This is a genomic window from Acinetobacter sp. YH12102 (assembly GCF_013419125.1).
Lineage (GTDB): Bacteria > Pseudomonadota > Gammaproteobacteria > Pseudomonadales > Moraxellaceae > Acinetobacter > Acinetobacter pseudolwoffii.
Genome location: NZ_VPAS01000009.1, coordinates 60,276 through 78,828, shown reverse-complemented (window position 1 = coordinate 78,828; position 18,553 = coordinate 60,276). Strand labels below are relative to the sequence as shown.

The 18,553-nt window shown below is 44.9% G+C and carries 15 protein-coding genes; 8 read left to right on the top strand and 7 right to left on the bottom strand.

Annotated elements, in window-relative coordinates:
- Nucleotides 1-20: 20 nt before the first annotated feature.
- A complete protein-coding gene (locus FTU42_RS09925) occupies nucleotides 21-2,687 on the bottom strand; it encodes a TonB-dependent receptor (protein WP_159138571.1) in 2,667 nt (888 codons plus the stop codon).
- 744 nt (nucleotides 2,688-3,431) lie between these two features.
- Between FTU42_RS09925 and FTU42_RS09920 the strand changes: the two genes are divergently transcribed.
- The 6 genes from FTU42_RS09920 to FTU42_RS09895 are packed head-to-tail and all read left to right on the top strand — an operon-like array spanning nucleotide 3,432 to nucleotide 12,900.
- The gene (locus FTU42_RS09920) at nucleotides 3,432-5,189 is read left to right on the top strand and encodes an ABC transporter substrate-binding protein (RefSeq protein ID WP_159138572.1); all 1,758 of its coding nucleotides are present in this window, start codon (nucleotides 3,432-3,434) and stop codon (nucleotides 5,187-5,189) included.
- A 22-nt stretch (nucleotides 5,190-5,211) separates the two neighbouring features.
- Nucleotides 5,212-7,017 (top strand): ABC transporter substrate-binding protein, encoded by a 1,806-nt coding sequence (locus FTU42_RS09915; protein WP_100534764.1) that lies wholly within the window; start codon nucleotides 5,212-5,214, stop codon nucleotides 7,015-7,017.
- Between the two features lie 19 nt (nucleotides 7,018-7,036).
- Nucleotides 7,037-9,043, top strand: coding sequence for a M3 family metallopeptidase (locus FTU42_RS09910; RefSeq protein ID WP_100534700.1), 2,007 nt, complete (start codon nucleotides 7,037-7,039; stop codon nucleotides 9,041-9,043).
- A 12-nt stretch (nucleotides 9,044-9,055) separates the two neighbouring features.
- Nucleotides 9,056-9,994: an ABC transporter permease gene (locus FTU42_RS09905; RefSeq protein ID WP_159138573.1), complete on the top strand. Its 939-nt coding sequence runs from the start codon at nucleotides 9,056-9,058 to the stop codon at nucleotides 9,992-9,994.
- Between the two features lie 7 nt (nucleotides 9,995-10,001).
- A complete protein-coding gene (locus FTU42_RS09900) occupies nucleotides 10,002-11,153 on the top strand; it encodes an ABC transporter permease (protein ID WP_159138574.1) in 1,152 nt (383 codons plus the stop codon).
- Between the two features lie 10 nt (nucleotides 11,154-11,163).
- The gene (locus FTU42_RS09895) at nucleotides 11,164-12,900 is read left to right on the top strand and encodes an ABC transporter ATP-binding protein (protein WP_159138575.1); all 1,737 of its coding nucleotides are present in this window, start codon (nucleotides 11,164-11,166) and stop codon (nucleotides 12,898-12,900) included.
- 54 nt (nucleotides 12,901-12,954) lie between these two features.
- On the opposite strand, the gene rluB is transcribed toward FTU42_RS09895, so the two are convergent.
- The 6 genes from rluB to FTU42_RS09865 all read right to left on the bottom strand — a co-directional run bounded on the left by rluB (nucleotide 12,955) and on the right by FTU42_RS09865 (nucleotide 17,474).
- Nucleotides 12,955-14,046, bottom strand: coding sequence for a 23S rRNA pseudouridine(2605) synthase RluB (gene rluB, locus FTU42_RS09890; RefSeq protein ID WP_074384125.1), 1,092 nt, complete (start codon nucleotides 14,044-14,046; stop codon nucleotides 12,955-12,957).
- A 41-nt stretch (nucleotides 14,047-14,087) separates the two neighbouring features.
- Complete coding sequence (gene scpB, locus FTU42_RS09885; protein WP_005095975.1) at nucleotides 14,088-14,678, bottom strand: SMC-Scp complex subunit ScpB; 591 nt, start codon at nucleotides 14,676-14,678, stop codon at nucleotides 14,088-14,090.
- A complete protein-coding gene (locus FTU42_RS09880; protein ID WP_005172392.1) occupies nucleotides 14,675-15,469 on the bottom strand; it encodes a ScpA family protein in 795 nt (264 codons plus the stop codon). The genes scpB and FTU42_RS09880 overlap by 4 nt, the downstream gene beginning before the upstream one ends.
- A 311-nt stretch (nucleotides 15,470-15,780) precedes the next feature.
- Complete coding sequence (locus tag FTU42_RS09875; RefSeq protein WP_005095980.1) at nucleotides 15,781-16,065, bottom strand: hypothetical protein; 285 nt, start codon at nucleotides 16,063-16,065, stop codon at nucleotides 15,781-15,783.
- Between the two features lie 41 nt (nucleotides 16,066-16,106).
- Nucleotides 16,107-16,724, bottom strand: a complete 618-nt coding sequence (locus FTU42_RS09870) for an L-threonylcarbamoyladenylate synthase (protein ID WP_005095982.1) — start codon at nucleotides 16,722-16,724, stop codon at nucleotides 16,107-16,109.
- Nucleotides 16,725-16,811: 87 nt separating this feature from the next.
- Nucleotides 16,812-17,474 (bottom strand): elongation factor P hydroxylase, encoded by a 663-nt coding sequence (locus tag FTU42_RS09865; RefSeq protein WP_005095983.1) that lies wholly within the window; start codon nucleotides 17,472-17,474, stop codon nucleotides 16,812-16,814.
- A 97-nt stretch (nucleotides 17,475-17,571) separates the two neighbouring features.
- On the opposite strand from FTU42_RS09865, the gene FTU42_RS09860 reads away from it, so the two are divergent.
- On the top strand, nucleotides 17,572-18,129 hold the full coding sequence (locus tag FTU42_RS09860; RefSeq protein ID WP_074384127.1) for a DUF177 domain-containing protein: 558 nt from the start codon (nucleotides 17,572-17,574) through the stop codon (nucleotides 18,127-18,129).
- Nucleotides 18,130-18,206: 77 nt separating this feature from the next.
- Nucleotides 18,207-18,389 (top strand): 50S ribosomal protein L32, encoded by a 183-nt coding sequence (gene rpmF, locus FTU42_RS09855; RefSeq protein ID WP_004279227.1) that lies wholly within the window; start codon nucleotides 18,207-18,209, stop codon nucleotides 18,387-18,389.
- Nucleotides 18,390-18,553: the final 164 nt, after the last annotated feature.

The following is an 18,553-nucleotide window of genomic DNA, read 5'->3' as shown; positions in this document are numbered from 1 at the left end:
AGTGTTTGCGAAAAGATTAATTAAAAGAATTTATAGGTACCACGTAAGAAGTAGGTACGGCCCATTGGGTCACCATGACGAGGATCATAGCCGTATTGGGCATTATTGGTTGCATCAGAAGCAGGTGGTTCTGCATCAAACATGTTACGGATACCAGCAGTTAGCTCCAGATTTTTGAATCCGTTATAGGTTCCTGCAAAGTTATAAAGCGTATAAGCACTTACATCACGTTCTTGTGAAAAGTCTTCATAACCACGGATATATTGTTGTTCTAGTCTCATTTTCCAGTTTTCATAAGACCAGTTAATATTGGCAATATGTCTCCAGCGAACGACTGCAGGATCATCATAGATGCCCACCAAACCTTTCCATGAGCCACCCGGTTCTTCTTGCTCATCCATTTTGATGACATAGGTCCCATCAATGCCGAAACCGAAGCGGCCGGTCGCTGTCATTGGGGTTAAATAATTCAGGCTAAGGTCAATCCCTTCAGTTTTTAAGCCACCCATATTTTGTAAGGTGGTGTTTAAATACTGAATACGGCCATCTGGTGCATAAACGATCAGGTTGCCATAGCGATCAAGATCATTGAAAATATCATTAGGTGTAACTGAGCTAACTAGACCTTCAATGTCAATATTGTAGTAATCGGCAGTGAAGACCAGATTCTTGATCGGTTCATAGACGAAACCGGCTGTAAAAGAGGTTGACTCTTCCGGCTGTAAGTCCGGATTACCACCCTGTTTACGCTTGAACTGCATACCACACTGATCGGCAAACTCGATGTTGTTCGGTGTGCCGTCTGCATTACAAAAACGCGGGTTATTAAAGTTGGTGCTGGTATTGGTTTCACTTTGTAAGGAGTTAATTTCCCACATACTTGGTGCACGGAATCCGGTGCTATAAGAGCTACGGAACATCAGTTCTTTCATTGGTTCCCAGCGTAGAGATACTTTTGGATTAAAAGTGTCACCAAAGTCACTATAGTCATCATAACGCGCCGCAAGTTGAGCTTCTAAGCTCGGCAAGATTGGAATGTGAAATTCGGTAAATACTGCAGTGATATCACGGTCACCAGAACTTGCAGGCTTGTCCGGATCAATACCACTACCTGGAACCTGTCGAACCAGATCCGCATTGACCTTGGCTTCCCAGTCCTGAGTGGTAAAGCTTCCGCCCAAGGCAAAGCCAACTTCACCCGCAGGTAGTTCGTAGATTGGGCGACTGACAGTGAAATCTAAGGTGGTGGAATCCAAGCTAGCCATATTGGTCGCGCCTGCTACATCAAAGGTCGACCATTTTCCAGCATCTGCAGCTGCCTGAGGACCAAATGGATTTAAGGTGCCATCATTAAGCGCAGCCTGAACCTGACTCTGGTTCAGATAACCACTGACGAAATTGTCAGTTGCTTCACTTTTGGCATAAGTTACGCCACCATTTACATCCCAGCCTAAAACCTCACCTTCGATTCCTGCAAAGAACCGGTTTGATTCATTCACTGATTGAGAAACGCGGTTACCTGACTGTGAACGTAAAAAAAGTGGGACTCTTGTATCTGTAAGACCAGCAATGCCTGGCGTAATACCTTGGCCCGGGTAGTATTTGCTGGTATCTGGAATAGAAAGGGTTCCAGCCCATACATCTGGGGCAATTGAAGTGGTCACTTCACTTTCGGTATAAATATATTCAGCAACGGCATTTAATGAATCGGTGAGTTTAAATGTACCTTTGGCTAAAGCAGAAAAGGTTTCTTCATCTGGAGTAATGCCAATGAGTGCTTGAGTATTTAACAGGCAGCGACTCCCTGAGATGAACATATTTGGAGCATTATTACAGTTCTGATTAATATAAGGGTTAACTATGCCTAGAGTTGAGGATTGCAAGTTAGCAGGAAAGCCCGAACCGGAACCAATTGACATGTTGAGTTCAGGAATCAAGCCACCACGACGGCTGACTTTACGGTCTTTGGCCATAATCATATCGGAAGTACGATAGTCGATTACACCATAAACGTTAAATCCCTGTTCGTCCAAATCCCCATAACCACCGAAAATCGAAACATCATACTTGTCGCCATTTTTTTCTTCCGGTGCTTGCAGTCCGCCCGAAATACCAAAACCTTGGTATTCTTTTTTGATAATAAAGTTAATTACCCCGGCAATTGCATCTGCACCATATACCGCAGAAGCACCATCACGCAGGATCTCGATACGGTCAACCATCGCCAGTGGAATGATATTCAGGTTAACTTCAGAGGTACTGAAAGGGCTATTTGCTAAACGACGGCCATTTAATAAAACTAGAGTCTTATCGGTACCAATACCACGCAGGTTGGCAGCTGAACCCGAAGTATTACTTTTACCGATATTTTGTGAAACAGCGAAGCCGGCTTGGTTAGCACTGACTTTATTAATGGCTTCTTCAACCGTGGTGACCCCTTGGTTCACCAGATCTTCAACTTTAAGTACAGTAATTGGTGATGCGCTTTGTGCTGCAACCCCTTTAATCGACGACCCCGTCACTGTCACTTTCTGAACTTTGGTCGGTTGTGCCGCAGAGTTTTCTGCTTCATCCGCTGCATGTGCTAAAGACAAAAACATCATACTTAAGGTAAGCGTACTTAACTTGAGTATCGTTTTGCCAACCGTTGGAGTCCCCATAGATCCGACTAGTTTATTTATTTTCATCGTAAAGTTCACCTTTCTTGTTGTGTGAAGATAATGCTGTATTCTTTTTAAGCAAAGCAAGTGCCAACTTAGCTGTAATTCTTGTAAAAATATTCAAAATATTAAGAAGTATTTAATTTATAACGGTTTAGAAAGAAAGAACTTATGCGTCAGGGAAAGCAGATAAAAGGTATTTGAATAAATAAGAAAAAATGATATTGAAAATCAGTATTTATGGCTTAATAGTAAGTATTATGTAAAAAATATGGTAACTGGTTGGCATTTTAAAATTTTGTAATGCCTTTGTAATACGGCTTAGGACTATGATTTAAAACTTTTATAGTAATAAGCTTAATAATTAAAAAATATAGATTTATTTTATTTATAGCGAGAAGTGCTGTACCGCAGGAATGCTATAAAATGACTCACTAGTGAATTATTTCTGTGCAATAAATTGAAAGTCATTGTAGGATTAATGCAACAAATACTCCGAATTGTATCTGAGTGATTTTATAAATGAATATTATTTTAAATAATTAATAAAAATATGTTTTTTGATGTACAAAGAACTTAATTATTACTTAAAGCCTAGAGTGGCATGAAATTAGCTTAGCTTTGAAAGATTAGGTTCATCATATAGGCTGAATGTTGAAAAATAAAAAACATGAAGCAGATAAAAAGTGATAGATACATATAAAAACTTATTCATTTTAATAGCTTAAATAAACAAAAATAGGTATGACTTTGAAATCAGCAATGTTAAAGATGACCGTTTTAGCACTGACCATCGGATCGGGGGAGGCGGTCTTGGCAAAATCGCCTGCGCAGTCAGATAAAGTTTTAAATATTGCATTTGAAGCGCCTGATGACGGTTTTGATATGGTCAAGACCTATAATTTTTATAGTGGCAGTATTGCCGAAGCGATTTTTGAACCCTTATTACGCTACGACTATCTGGCACGACCCGCCACTTTAACCCCGAACACTGCGGAAGCCTTACCCAAGATCGAGCAGGAGGGCAAAGTCTATACCTTCAAGATTAAGCCTGGAATTTACTTTAGTGCTGATCCGGCATTTAAGGGCAAAAAACGTGAACTGGTTGTCGAGGACTATATTTACTCCATGAAGCGGGTCATGGATCCTAAAAATCATTCGCCGACCTTTTCGTTTATTGAGGGCAAAATTCTCGGTGCAGATGCTGCCATTCAGCAAGCCAAAAGTTCTGGTCAATTTAATTACGATGCGCCAATTGCAGGACTAAAGGCACTTGATCAATATACCTTGCAAATCACGCTCACGCGTTCCGACTTTAATTTCCCTTATATCATGGCCTATGTCACTTTTAGCGGTACCGCCAGAGAAGTCATTGAGCATTATGGCGCGCGTGCAGGTCAGCATCCAGTCGGGACAGGGCCCTATCAATTGCATAAATATGTGCCGCGTAGCCGGATTGAATTAAAGGCCAATCCAGATTACCGGGGATTTAGTTGGAATTTTAAGGGTGAAAATACGGCCTGGGATCAACGTCTGGTGAAAGAAATGAGCGGCAAAAAAATGCCGCAAATTGGGATGGTCAAGGTCAGTATTATTGAAGAAGAACAATCGCGCTGGCTGGCGCTGAAATCGGGTCAACTGGATTATGACCGGCTCACTGCAAGCGGTGCCGAACAGGCCCTGGTCAATAAACAGCTCAAAAACGAATACAAGCAAAAAGGCATTTTACATTATCCAAATAAAGACGCAGAAATCACTTATACCATCATGAATATGCGCGATCCTGTGGTCGGTGGAAATTCACTAGAAAAAATCGCTCTGCGTCGGGCAATCGCCTTGTCTTATAACCAGAATGAAGCCATTAAACAGCTGTATAAGGGACATGCAGATAAAGCTGAAATGACCATTCCCGAAGGCGTGAATGGGCATAATCCAGCTTATAAAAATAGCATTGCCTATAATCCGCTTTTGGCCAATAAGCTGCTCGACCGTTTCGGTTATAAAAAAGGTGCAGATGGCTATCGGACTTTGCCTGATGGCAAACCTTTGACACTGAAAATGAACTCGACCAGTTCCAGCTCTTCAGTGATTGCAGCGGAATTATGGAAAAAAAATCTGGATGCAGTTGGTCTACGTATTGAATTTAAAATCAGCAATTTCGCCGACAACCTGAAAGAAGCCACGCAATGTAAACATATGCTGTGGGGCGGTGCCTGGATTGCAGATTATCCGGAGGGTGAAAATTTTGCTCAACTCTTATATGGCCCAAATGCACAGCAGGGCAACCTGAGCTGCTATACCTCAAAAGCCTATGATGCTCTGTATCAGGCTGCCATGAAGCTGCCACCAGATCAGCGTACGCCCTATTATGAAAAAATGAACCGGCAAATCGAAGCCGATAATCCCTGGATTTTACACAATACCCGGGTGCGTAACTGGCTGATCCATCCTCAGGTTCAAGGCTTTAAGGCACATCCAATCATGAACTCCGTTTGGCAATATCTCGATATTGAACCAGTCAAAAAATAAACCTATTTAGATGAAGAGTATGATGAAGGGAAATTTATCAAAGCAATTCAAGCAACTGACGGGTAGTGTTCTGCTGGGAAGTTTGCTCTGCTCGGGGATCGTTTCTGCATGGGCCATTAATCCTGCAGATCCTAACAAGGTGATTCGGGATGTTTTTCCGGTGGCAGAAACCGGATTTGATCCCGCCGCAACGCACGATGCCTATTCAGCCCGGGTTAATAGCGCGATTTTTGAAAACCTGTTTAGCTATGACTATCTGGCAACCCCAGCCAAGCTGATTCCTAATACCGCGGTTGCCATGCCAGAAGTCAGTGCAGATGGTCTCACCTATACCATCAAAATCAAAAAAGGCATTTACTTCGCCGATGATCCCGTTTTTAAAGGTCAGAAACGTGAACTGACGGCTTATGATTATGCCTATTCATTAAAACGTCTGATCGATCCCAACTTGCATTCACCAAATAGCTGGTTGCTGGATGGCCGGATTAAAGGGCTGGAAGCATGGGTCGCCTTAGGCAAAAAGAATGGCAAAGTCTATGAAAACCCCTTTGAAGGCATTCAAACGCCAGACCGTTATACCCTGATTCTGAAACTGACCCAACCGGATCAAAACTTTCCGATGTTACTGGCACATGGCCCAGCAGCTGCAGTTGCCCGTGAAGTTATTGAAAAGTACCGTAATAAAGCAGGCTTTGCGATGGACAAACCAGTCGGTACAGGCCCTTATTTATTGTCACGCTGGACTCCGGGTTCACGCATTATTTTAAAAGCCAGTCCGAACTACCGGAGTTTTGTCTGGAATTTTAAAGCCAGTAGCAGCGAAGACCAGCCCATTGTGGATGCATTGCAAGGCAAAAAAATGCCGCAAATTGGCACGATTGATATCCGGGTCATTGAAGAAGCCCAGTCACGCTGGTTGGCCTTTAATAAAAATGAACTGGACATGACTGAAATCGACGGCGACATGGTGGTTCAGGCGCTTGAAAATGGGCTACTCAAACCCTCCTTAAAACAAAAAGGGGTTCAGTTATCTAGGATTACCGATCCGCTGATTGGCTACCATTACTGGAATATGCAGAATCCTGTGGTCGGTGGGTTCAGCAAGGAAAAAATTGCGCTACGTCGTGCCATGGCCATGGCTTACTCTACCGACAATATGATCAGTGTCTTGCTCAAGGGCGATGCCAATAAGTTACAGATGCCGGTACCACCCGGAGTGGTTGGTTATTCGCCGGATTATAAAAGCAGTATTCCCTATTCGGTCAAGGCGGCCAATATGCTGCTTGACCGTTATCAATACAAAGTCGGGGCCGATGGTTGGCGCAGACAACCCGATGGTAAGCCTTTAGAGATTGAACTGATTGTCGGTAATACCAGTCGTGGTCAGCAACAGGCAGAATTCTGGAAAAAAGCCCTGGACAATATTCAGATCAAGATGGTCAGCAAAGCCATGCCATTTGCCGAGGCGATCAAGCTGGAAAAACAGTGTAAGACCATGTTTAAAAGCTCGGCCTGGATTGCTGACTATCCGGATGCCGACAACTTCATGCAGCTTTTTTATGGCAAAAATGTCAATGTCACCAACAATGCCTGCTTCAAACATCCTGAATTTGACCGCCTGTATGAGCAAACCCAAAGCATGCCAGCCAGTCCTGAACGTGATGCAATCTATCGCAAAATGTCCCGGATTCTGGAAGTGAATATGCCGGTACTGATGCTATATAGCACCTATCGTAATGTCTTGTCGCAACCTCGGGTCATTGGTTATAAAAACCATCCGATTCTGTCTTCAGAGTGGATGTACATCGATATTGATAGCAAAAAGTAAGAAAAATCTGGAGATAAATATGAAATCGAAGTCTTTAAAATTAAGTAGCTTATGTTTAGTCATAATGGGGGGGTATCAGGGGGTAGCGGCACAGACTCAAGCGCAGCTACTGCCATTATTTAAGGCAGCAGAGATTCCATCTTTATGTGATGCCAATCTGGCCAGCATGCAAAAAGATATTCAGATATTTGAAAATCAGAAAATTAAAAATAAGGCCAAGGCAGGGCCTTATCTGGCTGAATGGGATGAATTACATGCCAAAGCCCGGGATTTTGGTGCAGCAGTCGGATTGTATAGTAATGTCGATCCAGACCCTGCATTGCGTCAGGCAGCAGATGACTGTGAGCTAAAAATCAGCAAGTACCAGACCACGCTGTACCAGAATCCGAAACTGTATGCCCAGTTCAAGAAACTGAAAGCCAGTGATCCGATTGATCAAAAATTCTTGCAAGATATTCTGGAGCAGTTTGAAAAAACAGGGGTACAACTCAGTGCAGAAAAACAAAAGCGCCTGAAAGATATCATCGAAGAATCGACCAAGCTGTCTCAGGATTTCGCCAAAAATGTACGTGATAATCCGCATAAAGTCGAATTTACCCCAGCAGAAATGAAAGGTCTGCCAGCCAGCTATATGGCGGGGTTAAAGAAAAATGAAAAAGGCAATTATCTGCTTGGCTTTGATTATCCGGAATACCAGCCATTCATGGAGCTGGCAGAAAGTGATGAAGCGCGTAAACGTTATCAGATGGCTTATACCCGCCGTGGGACAGAGCAAAACCTGCAATTTATGAAAAAAGCCATTGATCTGCGTTATGAGATGGCCCAACTTTTTGATAAAGAAAGCTATGCACATTCAGCCCTTGAATTTCGTATGGCAAAAACCCCTGAAGCGGTGAATTCTTTTCTAGAGGATGTATATAGCAAAGTCGCACCTTTAGAGAAGCAAGATGTAGAGGAGTTACGCCAGTTCAAAGCCGAGACCTTAAAAGTTCCACGAGAGAAAGCAGATATTACTCGCTGGAATCAGGGCTATTGGAGTGAAAAACTGCGTCAGGCCAAATATAAGGTCGATCAGGAAAAACTGCGCGATTACTTCCCGACCGAAGCGGCACAAAAATGGTTATTTGCTGTGTCATCAGAACTGTACGGGATTGATTTCAGGCCGATGAAAGTCAAGGCCTGGCACAATGAAGTGGAATATTATGCGGTACATGACACTGCCTCAGGTGAATTCTTGGGCGGATTATATGTCGATAAATACCCGCGTGAAGGTAAATATGGACACGCGGCCGTCTGGGGCGCCTATGGTGGCAGTACCCTGAATCAGCGTCGTCCGGTGTCGGTACTGGTCACCAACTTCAACCGCAAAGGTTTGAACAGCAACGAGCTGGAAACCTTTGTGCATGAAATGGGGCATGCCTTACACGGGATTTTATCGAAAACCCGCTATTCCGAACAGTCTGGTACATCGGTAGAGCGTGACTTGGTGGAAGCACCTTCACAGATGTATGAAGAGTGGGCACGCCGTCTGGAAACCTTATCAAAAGTGGCCGATTATTGTGAACCGGCTTGTCCACGTGTCGATGCTGCCATGACTGAGCGTCTCAAAGACGTAAAAAACTATGGTCGCGGTCTGCATTATGCGCGTCAGACTTTATATGCGCAGTACGATATGGCCTTACACAGTAAAGATGCCCTCAAGACCGACCCATTAAAATTATGGCAAGAGATGGAAAGCAAAACTGCCTTGGGTTATGTACCCGGTCAGCAGTTCCCGGGACAGTTCGGGCATGTGATGGGCGGCTATCAGGCAGGTTATTACAGCTATATGTGGTCCGAGGTGATTGCGCTAGATATGCTCTCTGCCTTTGGCGATCAGTTGATGGATAAAAAAGTCGGTGCGCATTATCGCAATACGGTCTTGGCGCAAGGCGGACAAAAACATGGCGAGCAGATGGTGAAAGACTTTCTGGGTCGTGATCCAGACAGCAAAGCTTTCTTTAATGAAATCTCTGGAAAAAATTAAGGAAGGCAAGCGATGCTGGCATATATTATTCGACGGCTCTGGCAAATGATCCCCACCATGCTCGGGGTGATTTTGCTGATCTTCCTGCTGTTTAACTGGGTGGGGGGCGATCCTGCCTATATCCTCGCCGGTAAAATGGCCAATGCAGAACAGATTGAAAACATCCGGCAACAGCTTGGCGTGGATCAACCGTATTATGTGCAACTGTGGATTTTCACCAAGCAGATTTTAACCTTCGATTATGGGGTGAGCTGGAGTACCGGCGAGTCGGTGGCGCAAATTATTAGTACGCGTCTGGGACCCTCACTGACCATTCTGATTCCACTGACCATTTTGCAAACCATTATTTCCATCATTTTAGCCTTGGGTGTGGCGTCAGTTCGCGGCAGTCTGACCGATCGCATGATCATGATGCTGTGTACCATCGGTATGTCGATCAGTATTCTTGTCTATATCATTGTGTTTCAGTACTTCCTCGCTTATGAGCTGAGCTGGTTTCCGGTGCAGGGCTGGAGTGATAATTTCGCTGACAATCTTTTCAAATACGCCTTGTTGCCTGTACTGATTATGCTGGTGGTGAGTATTGCCCCGACCTTACGTCTGTACCGCAGTTTCGTACTGGATGAAGTCAATCAGGACTATGTGCGTACTGCACGGGCCAAAGGTCTGGGCGAGAGCCGGATTCTGGGCGTGCATGTGCTACGCAATGCCTCGATTCCGATTATTACCGATGTGATGGCGGGGCTTCCAGCACTGCTGATCGGTGCTTTCCTGATTGAGCGTTTTTTCGGTATTCCGGGGATTGGTCGTGAAGTGATTATTGCCGTAGAGCGTTCGGATTTCCCGGTGATTAAAGCGATTACGGTCTATGTTGCCGCTGCGACCATGATATTCAACCTGATTGCCGATCTGATCTATAAATGGGTCGATCCACGCGTACAGTTGAAGTAGGTGAATTATGCTGAGTGCGATATTTAAAAAAGAGCAACACGCTCAAGCCGTGCCTGAGTCTACTTCGACAGGATTATGGCAACTGGCCATGCGCCGTTTGAAACGTGACCGGATTGCCATGTTCTCCTTATTGGTGGTGCTGTTTTATCTGCTGCTACTTTTGCTTTCCATGAGCGGTTTTATTGCCAAGGACTGGAATAAAGAAGTGGCGGTCAGTTATGCACCGCCAAGTTTTATCAGTGCAGCGCCTATGCCGGCTGTTTCCGGTGAAGAACAGGAAGCAGAATTGGTCGTTTTACCGGTCAATCCAGTCGATCCTTTAAAAGAGGTGATTGCAGAACTCAATGCTGAAATTGCTGCTGAGCAAAGGATGGGGGGCAGCATTGATTATTATGGTGTAACAGATCCGCTGGCAGAAGACATGCGCGTCATTAACCAGCAGCTCGGTGGTCAGCTGATGGATCAGGACAGCGAATTAAAACAGAGTCTGATCTTTGGTGCGGATAAATGGGGACAGGATGTTTTACAGAAAACCATTAAAGGTGCGGAAACCTCGATTCTGGTCGGACTGGTTGCGGCTTTGGTCGCTGTGATCATTGGCACCGTACTTGGTGCACTTGCCGGTTATTTTGGTGGCTGGGTCGATGATCTCCTCAACTGGTTTTATAATGTCTTTACTTCAATTCCTTATTTACTGCTGGTTCTGGCAATTGCTGCGGTGTTGCAACAGAAAGGGATTTTATCAATCATCCTGATTTTAGGTCTGACCGGCTGGACTGGGGTTTTTCGTCTGGTTCGTGCCGAGTACATGAAACATACGGCGCGTGAATATGTACTGGCTGCCAAGGCGATTGGGGTGAGTAATTTACGGCGTATGTTTGTACATATTTTTCCGAATGTCAGTCATATTGCCTTGGTACAAATGTCCATTCTGGTGGTGGCTTTTATCAAATCTGAAGTGATTCTCAGCTTCCTTGGTTTTGGCGTGCCAATCGGAGTAGTGTCTTGGGGAAGTATGCTGAATGAAGCGCAAAGTGAGCTGATTTTAGGAAAATGGTGGCAACTGGCCGCAGCCTCGATTGCCATGGCAATACTGGTGACGGCTTTCTCGATGTTTACCGATGCACTCCGTGATGCATTAGATCCGAAACTGAAATAGGAGCGCAACCATGTCTGAAATCAATCCAAGTACAGCACCTGCGTTACTTCGCGTGGAAAATCTGCGTGTCAGTTTTAAAGGTGAAAATAAACAATATATCGAAACCGTAAAAGGGGTTTCTTTTGAAATTCCGGCCAATACTACGGTGGCATTGGTGGGAGAATCGGGAAGTGGCAAGTCGGTTACTTCACTGGCGACCATGGGCTTGCTCCCGACGGAAAGCGCGCGTATTTCCGAAGACAGCCGGATTATCTTTGAAGGGAAAAATCTGCTTAAGCTCAAAACCCGTGACATGCGCCAGATGTGTGGTAAAGACATTGCCATGATTTTTCAGGAGCCGATGTCCTCGCTCAATCCGGTATTTACGGTAGGCATGCAGATTGCAGAAATCCTGCAACTCCATTTGGGTATGAATAAAAAACAGGCGCGGCAACGTACTTTAGAACTGCTCAAAGAAGTGGGTATTCCTGCACCTGAAACTAAAATCGATGCCTATCCGGGACAGCTTTCGGGGGGGCAGCAGCAGCGGGTCATGATTGCCATGGCCATTGCCTGTGAACCCAAGCTGTTAATTGCGGATGAACCGACCACTGCCCTGGATGTCACCATTCAAAAGCAGATTCTGGACTTGCTGGAATCTCTGCGTCAGCGCCGTCAGATGTCGATGCTGTTCATTACTCATGATCTGGCTTTGGTGGGGGAAATTGCCGATCAGGTGATTGTGATGCGACATGGGGAAATTCGTGAACAGGGTTTGGTTCAGGACGTACTGGATCGACCTCAGGATATGTATACCCGGGCTTTATTGCATTGCCGTCCACAATTGTCGCAACGTCCGTTACGTTTGCCGATGATCAGTGATTTTATGAAACAGGATGGTTCAACCTGGCTGGACGATATCCACCTGAATACTCAACTTCCGCAACGCTCACGCGGACTCAAGGGCGGAGAAGAAATTATTCTGGATGTACGTGATCTGAAAAAATCTTTTTATAGCCGCAAAGGTCTGTTTGGCAAAGATGAATTTCAGGCGGTGAAAGGGGTTTCTTTTCAGCTGGCCAAAGGTAAAACCTTGGGGCTGGTCGGAGAATCCGGTTCGGGCAAAACCACCATTGGCTTGCTATTGATGCGTTTGCAACAGGCAACAGGCGGTAAAGCGCTATTTCAGGGGCGGGACATTTTGGCCATGTCTGAAAAGGAATTTAACCAGTATCAACGTAAAATCCAGATCATTTTCCAGAATCCTTATGCCTCTTTAAATCCGCGTTTTACCGTGGGGCAAATCCTGATGGAACCGATGCAGATTCATAAAATTGGTCAGGATGATGCAGAACGCAAGCAAATGGCTTTGGACCTGCTGGAGCGGGTCAGTTTGCCTGCCCAGGCTTTTTATCGCTATCCGCATGAATTTTCCGGTGGTCAGCGCCAGCGTATTGCAATTGCACGTTGCCTGACTTTGAAGCCTGAAATTTTGATCTGTGATGAGTCGGTCTCGGCGCTGGATGTATCGGTACAGGCACAGGTCTTGAATTTACTGCAAGATTTGCAGGATGAATTTGGACTCAGTTATATTTTCATTTCACATGATTTATCGGTGGTGAAGTATATTTCAGATCAGATCATGGTGATGAATCATGGGGAACTGGTGGAAATTGCCAATTCAGATGAATTGTATCAGTCACCACAACATGAATATACCAAGCGTTTACTCAGTGCCATTCCGCAAGGGATTCCACAAAGTGACTGATACATAAGGCATAAAAAAGTCAGGCAATTGCCTGACTTTTTTTATTTATCTTAATTAAAACTTTTTAAAGCCTTTGTTGACACCGTATGGACGACGCGGCGCATTTTCATCACGCTCTTCGCGGCGACCAAAAGCTTGATCTGGACGAGTTTCGCGGCGAGGAAATTGAGTATTGCCATCACGGTTGTCACGACGTACGAACTGCGTACCATTTTGGTTTTCATTTCTGTCACGACGACCATAAGCATTGTCATCACGACGCTCGCGGCCAGGGTTATTCTGTGGTTGTTGTTCATCACTGTCACGACGTTGCTGACGCAAGAAACCGCCACGGCGTGCAGCCATCGGTTTATCCTGCATACGCTCGTTACGACGTTTTGCCATACCAAACAGGCCTGTACCTTGACGTGGTTTCAGTTCCACAGCTTTGGTCAGGTTGTCGATATCGTTTTTATCCAGTTCAATCCAGCGACCGGTACGCAGTTCGCGTGGCAGAATCACAGTACCGTAGCGGGTACGCAGCAGACGGCTTACTTTCAGACCTTGTGATTCAAAGATACGACGTACTTCGCGGTTACGACCTTCTTTTACTACGACCTGGAACCAACGGTTAATACCATCACCGCCGAGTTCAGAGAACGATTCGAATTTCGCTGGGCCGTCATCTAATACCACGCCTTTAAGCATGGTGTTTTTGATTTGTGGTGTCACCTCACCCATGACACGAACTGCGTATTCACGTTCAATTTCATTCGATGGGTGCATCAAGCGGTTGGCAAGTTCGCCATCATTGGTGAACAGTAACAGACCGGTCGAGTTAATATCCAGACGGCCGACCATTACCCAGCGATCGCCCGGAATCGCAGGCAACTGTTCAAACACGGTTGGGCGGTTTTCAGGATCGCTACGTGAGCAGATTTCGCCTTCAGGCTTATAATAGATAATCACACGACGACGAATTTCGTCTTCAATCTGAAATGCAACTTTACGACCATCGATGCGAAGCTCATCACCTGGTTCGATTCGTTCACCCACTTGGGCAATTTGCCCATTGACGCTTACACGACCCGCGGCAATGACTTCTTCCATATAACGGCGAGAACCCAAACCAACGCGTGCAAGCACCTTTTGCAATTTTTCACTCATGACAGCATAACCTTAGAAATAATTATCAACAGTTCACCTATTTATGACTTCGGTGCATTTGCATCGAGGGCCATAAAAGCTTCCTTGGCATCCTGCAGGGGAGGCAATTGGCCTAAAGAATTCAAGCCAAACGCATTTAAAAATTGTGGCGTTGTCATTAACAACGCAGGTCTTCCAGGGAGTTCACGAAATCCGGATTCTTTAATCCAGTTCCAGTCAAACAGCGTACGCAAAATCTGACTGTTATTCGTCACACCACGAATTTGTTCAATATCGGCTCGGGTCACCGGCTGGTGATAAGCAATCACTGCAAGTGTTTCAAGTAAGGCCGGCGACAAGCGAGTTGGTCGCTCAGGCCAGGTCTGTGCAATAATATTACGATATTTTGCACGCACTTGAAAACGATAACCTTGTGCTGTTTCAATCAGTTCAATCGAACGGCCATGCATTAACATGGAAAGTTGTTGTAAATACTGACGTAATTCCTGTTTGCTATAGCGATCCTGAAAAGCCTCTTTCAGACGCGCCAATGAAACCGCAGAGTCGCTGGCGAAAATAATCGCCTCAAGCTGCATCAACACCTCATGCAGATGATCTTCTGCAGAAAACAGCGTATTTGGCTCTAGTGTCATTGACTGGCTCCTTGAACTGCGAGCGGGGCTTCAATACCTGTAGCAATAATCTGAATTTTTTGTTGCCGGGTCAGCTCCAGCACTGCCATAAAGGTCACCACCATCCCCATGCGTCCCTGACTCGGTTTGAGTAAATCGGCAAAAGATAAGACTTCGCCAGATTCCAGACAGCTTTCAATATAGGCAATCCGTTCTTCGAGCAGTACCGGTTCCTGTTGCACCTGATGAATCACCGGTTCAGGACGGTTAAAAATACACAACAAGGCATCACGCAGTAAATCGATCGAATAGCCTTCATTATTCTGCTGAACGTCGCCCAGACTGACATGGGTCAGGAATGTATCACGCTCCAGAATAGGCATTTGCCCCAGACGTTCTGCTGCCCGTTTAATTCTTAAATAATTTTCTAAACGGTCGATCAGTTCTTGTTTTGGATCTTGCTCAATCGCAGACAGGCTTTTCGGTTTAGGCAATAACAGACGCGATTTGAGATCTGCCAATAAAGCAGCCATCACCATATAATCTGCGGTCAGCTCAATATTCAGGGATTTCATTGCATCCATATAGGATAAATATTGCGCTGCAATCGGCGCGATATCGACTTGCAACAGGTCAAAACCGTTTTTTTGAATCAGGTAAATTAAAAAGTCGAGTGGGCCTTCAAAATGTTCTAACAAGATTTCAAATGCGGCGGGAGGAATATACAGATCCTCTGGAATAGTATCCTGCCATTCATCCAGAACCCGAATGTGCGGAGCAGATTCCATTGTGTTATGGATAATTTGAGTCATTACAATTATAGGCCACGCGAATTTTCAAAGGCATGCAAAGGCTTGATCTTCGGTATCTCATCGAAAGAAAAAGCATAGAATTAAGTGCCGTCATTGTACTGGAAAAGTAACTCTAAATAAATTAAATAAGGAGTCAAAGGCATAAAAACTTGAAAAAATAATGGAATTTATTTGCAATTTAAAAGAAGGCCCCAAAAAAAACAGCCAGATAAGCGGGGCAAAGAGTCAATGTGTTACGGGTGGAAGCTATGACCATATCCATGTTTTAGTATCCTGCGATATGATTAATACCTATCTGAGTGCTAAGAACTTCAGCGCGGTGAGGAAGGATATTCACTCAGTGCAAACTCAATCATACGTTGGCAAGTCTCTGCCAGGCATAGGTTCTGGCTTGAATAGATCTGTAATAGCTGTCGAAGCAAAGCCAAATTCATGAAAAACTGATATTCAGTAGCATCAATGTTTAGAGTGGGACTGGGCGAAGGATATGCTTCGATCATGATGGCCCTGGATTGAAGTGTCCAAGGCAGTTCTGCATAGATACAATATTGGGCAGAGAATTCATGCTGATTCAGAAGGATATAAAATAAATCCATAGACTGACTCCTGCAGTCGGCTGGAAATAAGATGGCATTCTTTATTCAAATGCGCTGACATCACCCACGCCACGACGAATAATTTCTGGATGATCACCAGATAAATCAATAATCGAGGTGGTGCTTAATGTACCTAAACCGCTATCGATAAACACATCAATGCGTTTGCCCAATTGCATTTCAATCTCAAAAGGATCATCCAGCGGATCGGTCTGGTCCGGCAAAATCAGGGTAGAGGTCAAGAGAGGCTCACCCAGTTCTTTGAGCAGCATCTGACACACCGGATTGCTCGGAATGCGCAGGCCAATGGTTTTCTTTTTGGGATGCATCAAGCGTTTCGGCACTTCACTGGTGGCCGGTAAAATAAAAGTGGTGACTGCTGGTGTATTGTTTTTGAGTAAGCGATACATGGCATTGTCCACTTTGGCATAGGTGGCAATATCGGATAAATCACAGCACAAAATTGCATATTGATGTTTTGGGCCAAGTCCGCGAATCTGCGCAATGCGTTCCATGGCACTTTTATTCCCAATCTGGCAACCAATCGCATAGGCAGCATCCGTGGGATAGACCACCACATCGCCAGCACGGATTCGTTCTACCGCCTGACTGATTAAGCGCGGTTGCGGGTTATCGGGGTGTACGCGTAAATGCAGCATAGAGGCTACTCCAAGCTTGGGCTGATGGCTTATTATGTGGCGCTCAGGCAGCGTCTGGCAATCACCAAAAAGGTAGATTTGTGTAATTTAATCAAGCATTTCACGTATAAATTCATCAGATTGTAAACTTTTGCCACCTCTGCTACAGGCACAGATACATTGAATAAAGCGTTGTGCATCCCGTGGCAATTTTGCCTCACCACGAAAATAAGCCTGCACTTGTGCATAGACATGATCTTTAAAGCGGGTTCCGTCACCGCCGTCACCAGTCAGGTTATCCAGCGATACCCGGAATTTACGCCCAAAGGCCTGGGCAAACATCCACTCGATTGCCTGCGGTTTAATTTCTACCTGTTCAAACAGCGCTTGTTGTTCGGCTGTACGCCCATCCGGGGCATACCAGTAACCAAGATCCGGAAGTTCCCGGCGTTTATCCCCGGCAATTGTCCAATGGCTGATTTCATGCAAGGCACTATTAAAGAATCCATGTGCAAACTGAATCCGGGCAGGAGTATCGGCATCGGCAGGAAAATATTCAGGTTCAAATTCGCCACGGACTAAAGTCACATTTAAATGGGAAAACCAGTGATTAAAGTGTAAGATGAGCCAGTCCACCTGCTGCGCTTCTGACGATAAATTCGTCCATGGCGAGAGTTGCACTTGTTGTGTTGAACTGTCAGAATCAAGGCTTGGAATTGTGCTAACGAGTGATGAAACATTCACTTCTGTTTGCGGCTGCAACAGATGCATGACTTGAGTTACCCAAATGGTCTGTCGAAATAAGTACAAAATTGTATCTTAATCTTTGACAGAGTACTGATGAATTTGTAGAATTGCCGCCTTAATTATGTCAGCAAATACCTTTCCGGCACAGATTGAGCCGTTTAAATGGGCTGAACAGGGCTTTAAATGGTCAGGTCAACTGCCTTTATCCCGCTTTGTTCGTATCGCTCGTGAAGCTGTTGGATCAATTGATGATCAATTGATTAACATAGACTGTAAGCTATCAATGGATGCCTATCATCGTATTGCATGGCTAGATGGTCACGTTGAAACAAAAGTTCCTATGGAATGCCAGCGTTGTCTGGAAACTGTAGAGATTGAACTGGTTTCATCGTTCCATTTGGCACTTGTGGATGATGAGTCACTGATAGAGCGCTTGGATGAGGATGCTGATTTCATCGTCCTAGGTGAAAGTGAAGCAACGACCAAAGGTGACTATGATGCACCTGCGACCGCTGATTTGCTCGCGCTGATAGAAGATGAACTGTTATTGTTGGTGCCGTTGTCGCCTAAACATGAGTTTTGCGAACATAAGCATCAGCCTGCCATAGAAGAAGTTGTCGAAGAAAAACGAGATAATCCGTTTGATGTTTTGGCAGCTCTGAAGGGTAAACTTAACTAATTTTTGTGTTATACTCTTGTGTATAAGACAATCGAATTTGTTCTGATCCATTTTTTCGATCTTTGTAAGGAGCCATCATGGCCGTTCAGCAAAACCGTAAAAGTCGCTCTCGCCGTGACATGCGCCGTTCACATGACGCTTTAACCGAGAATGCATTAACTGTAGACCAAGCTACTGGCGAGACTCACCGTCGTCACCACGTATCTAAAGATGGTATCTACCGTGGTCGTCAATTATTCGCTAAAGCATCTGCTGAATAATTGATGATGTATTAAGCGTCAAGCTTAGTAGAAAAAATGGGAGCATTTAGCTCCCTTTTTTTTGTCCTTGATTTTTGCTTGCATCGGTTTTTTGTTGTATTTGGCAATTACCGCCAGCAAAATTACATGCTAAATTGCGCTCCACAATGATTTAGGTGGCTTTA

Coding starts and splice junctions, on each gene's coding strand:
- FTU42_RS09925 (WP_159138571.1), bottom strand. CDS start 2,687: ATGAAAATAAATAAACTAGTCGGATCTATGGGGACTCCAACGGTTGGC.
- FTU42_RS09920 (WP_159138572.1), top strand. CDS start 3,432: ATGACCGTTTTAGCACTGACCATCGGATCGGGGGAGGCGGTCTTGGCA.
- FTU42_RS09915 (WP_100534764.1), top strand. CDS start 5,212: ATGAAGGGAAATTTATCAAAGCAATTCAAGCAACTGACGGGTAGTGTT.
- FTU42_RS09910 (WP_100534700.1), top strand. CDS start 7,037: ATGAAATCGAAGTCTTTAAAATTAAGTAGCTTATGTTTAGTCATAATG.
- FTU42_RS09905 (WP_159138573.1), top strand. CDS start 9,056: ATGCTGGCATATATTATTCGACGGCTCTGGCAAATGATCCCCACCATG.
- FTU42_RS09900 (WP_159138574.1), top strand. CDS start 10,002: ATGCTGAGTGCGATATTTAAAAAAGAGCAACACGCTCAAGCCGTGCCT.
- FTU42_RS09895 (WP_159138575.1), top strand. CDS start 11,164: ATGTCTGAAATCAATCCAAGTACAGCACCTGCGTTACTTCGCGTGGAA.
- rluB (WP_074384125.1), bottom strand. CDS start 14,046: ATGAGTGAAAAATTGCAAAAGGTGCTTGCACGCGTTGGTTTGGGTTCT.
- scpB (WP_005095975.1), bottom strand. CDS start 14,678: ATGACACTAGAGCCAAATACGCTGTTTTCTGCAGAAGATCATCTGCAT.
- FTU42_RS09880 (WP_005172392.1), bottom strand. CDS start 15,469: ATGACTCAAATTATCCATAACACAATGGAATCTGCTCCGCACATTCGG.
- FTU42_RS09875 (WP_005095980.1), bottom strand. CDS start 16,065: ATGGATTTATTTTATATCCTTCTGAATCAGCATGAATTCTCTGCCCAA.
- FTU42_RS09870 (WP_005095982.1), bottom strand. CDS start 16,724: ATGCTGCATTTACGCGTACACCCCGATAACCCGCAACCGCGCTTAATC.
- FTU42_RS09865 (WP_005095983.1), bottom strand. CDS start 17,474: ATGCATCTGTTGCAGCCGCAAACAGAAGTGAATGTTTCATCACTCGTT.
- FTU42_RS09860 (WP_074384127.1), top strand. CDS start 17,572: ATGTCAGCAAATACCTTTCCGGCACAGATTGAGCCGTTTAAATGGGCT.
- rpmF (WP_004279227.1), top strand. CDS start 18,207: ATGGCCGTTCAGCAAAACCGTAAAAGTCGCTCTCGCCGTGACATGCGC.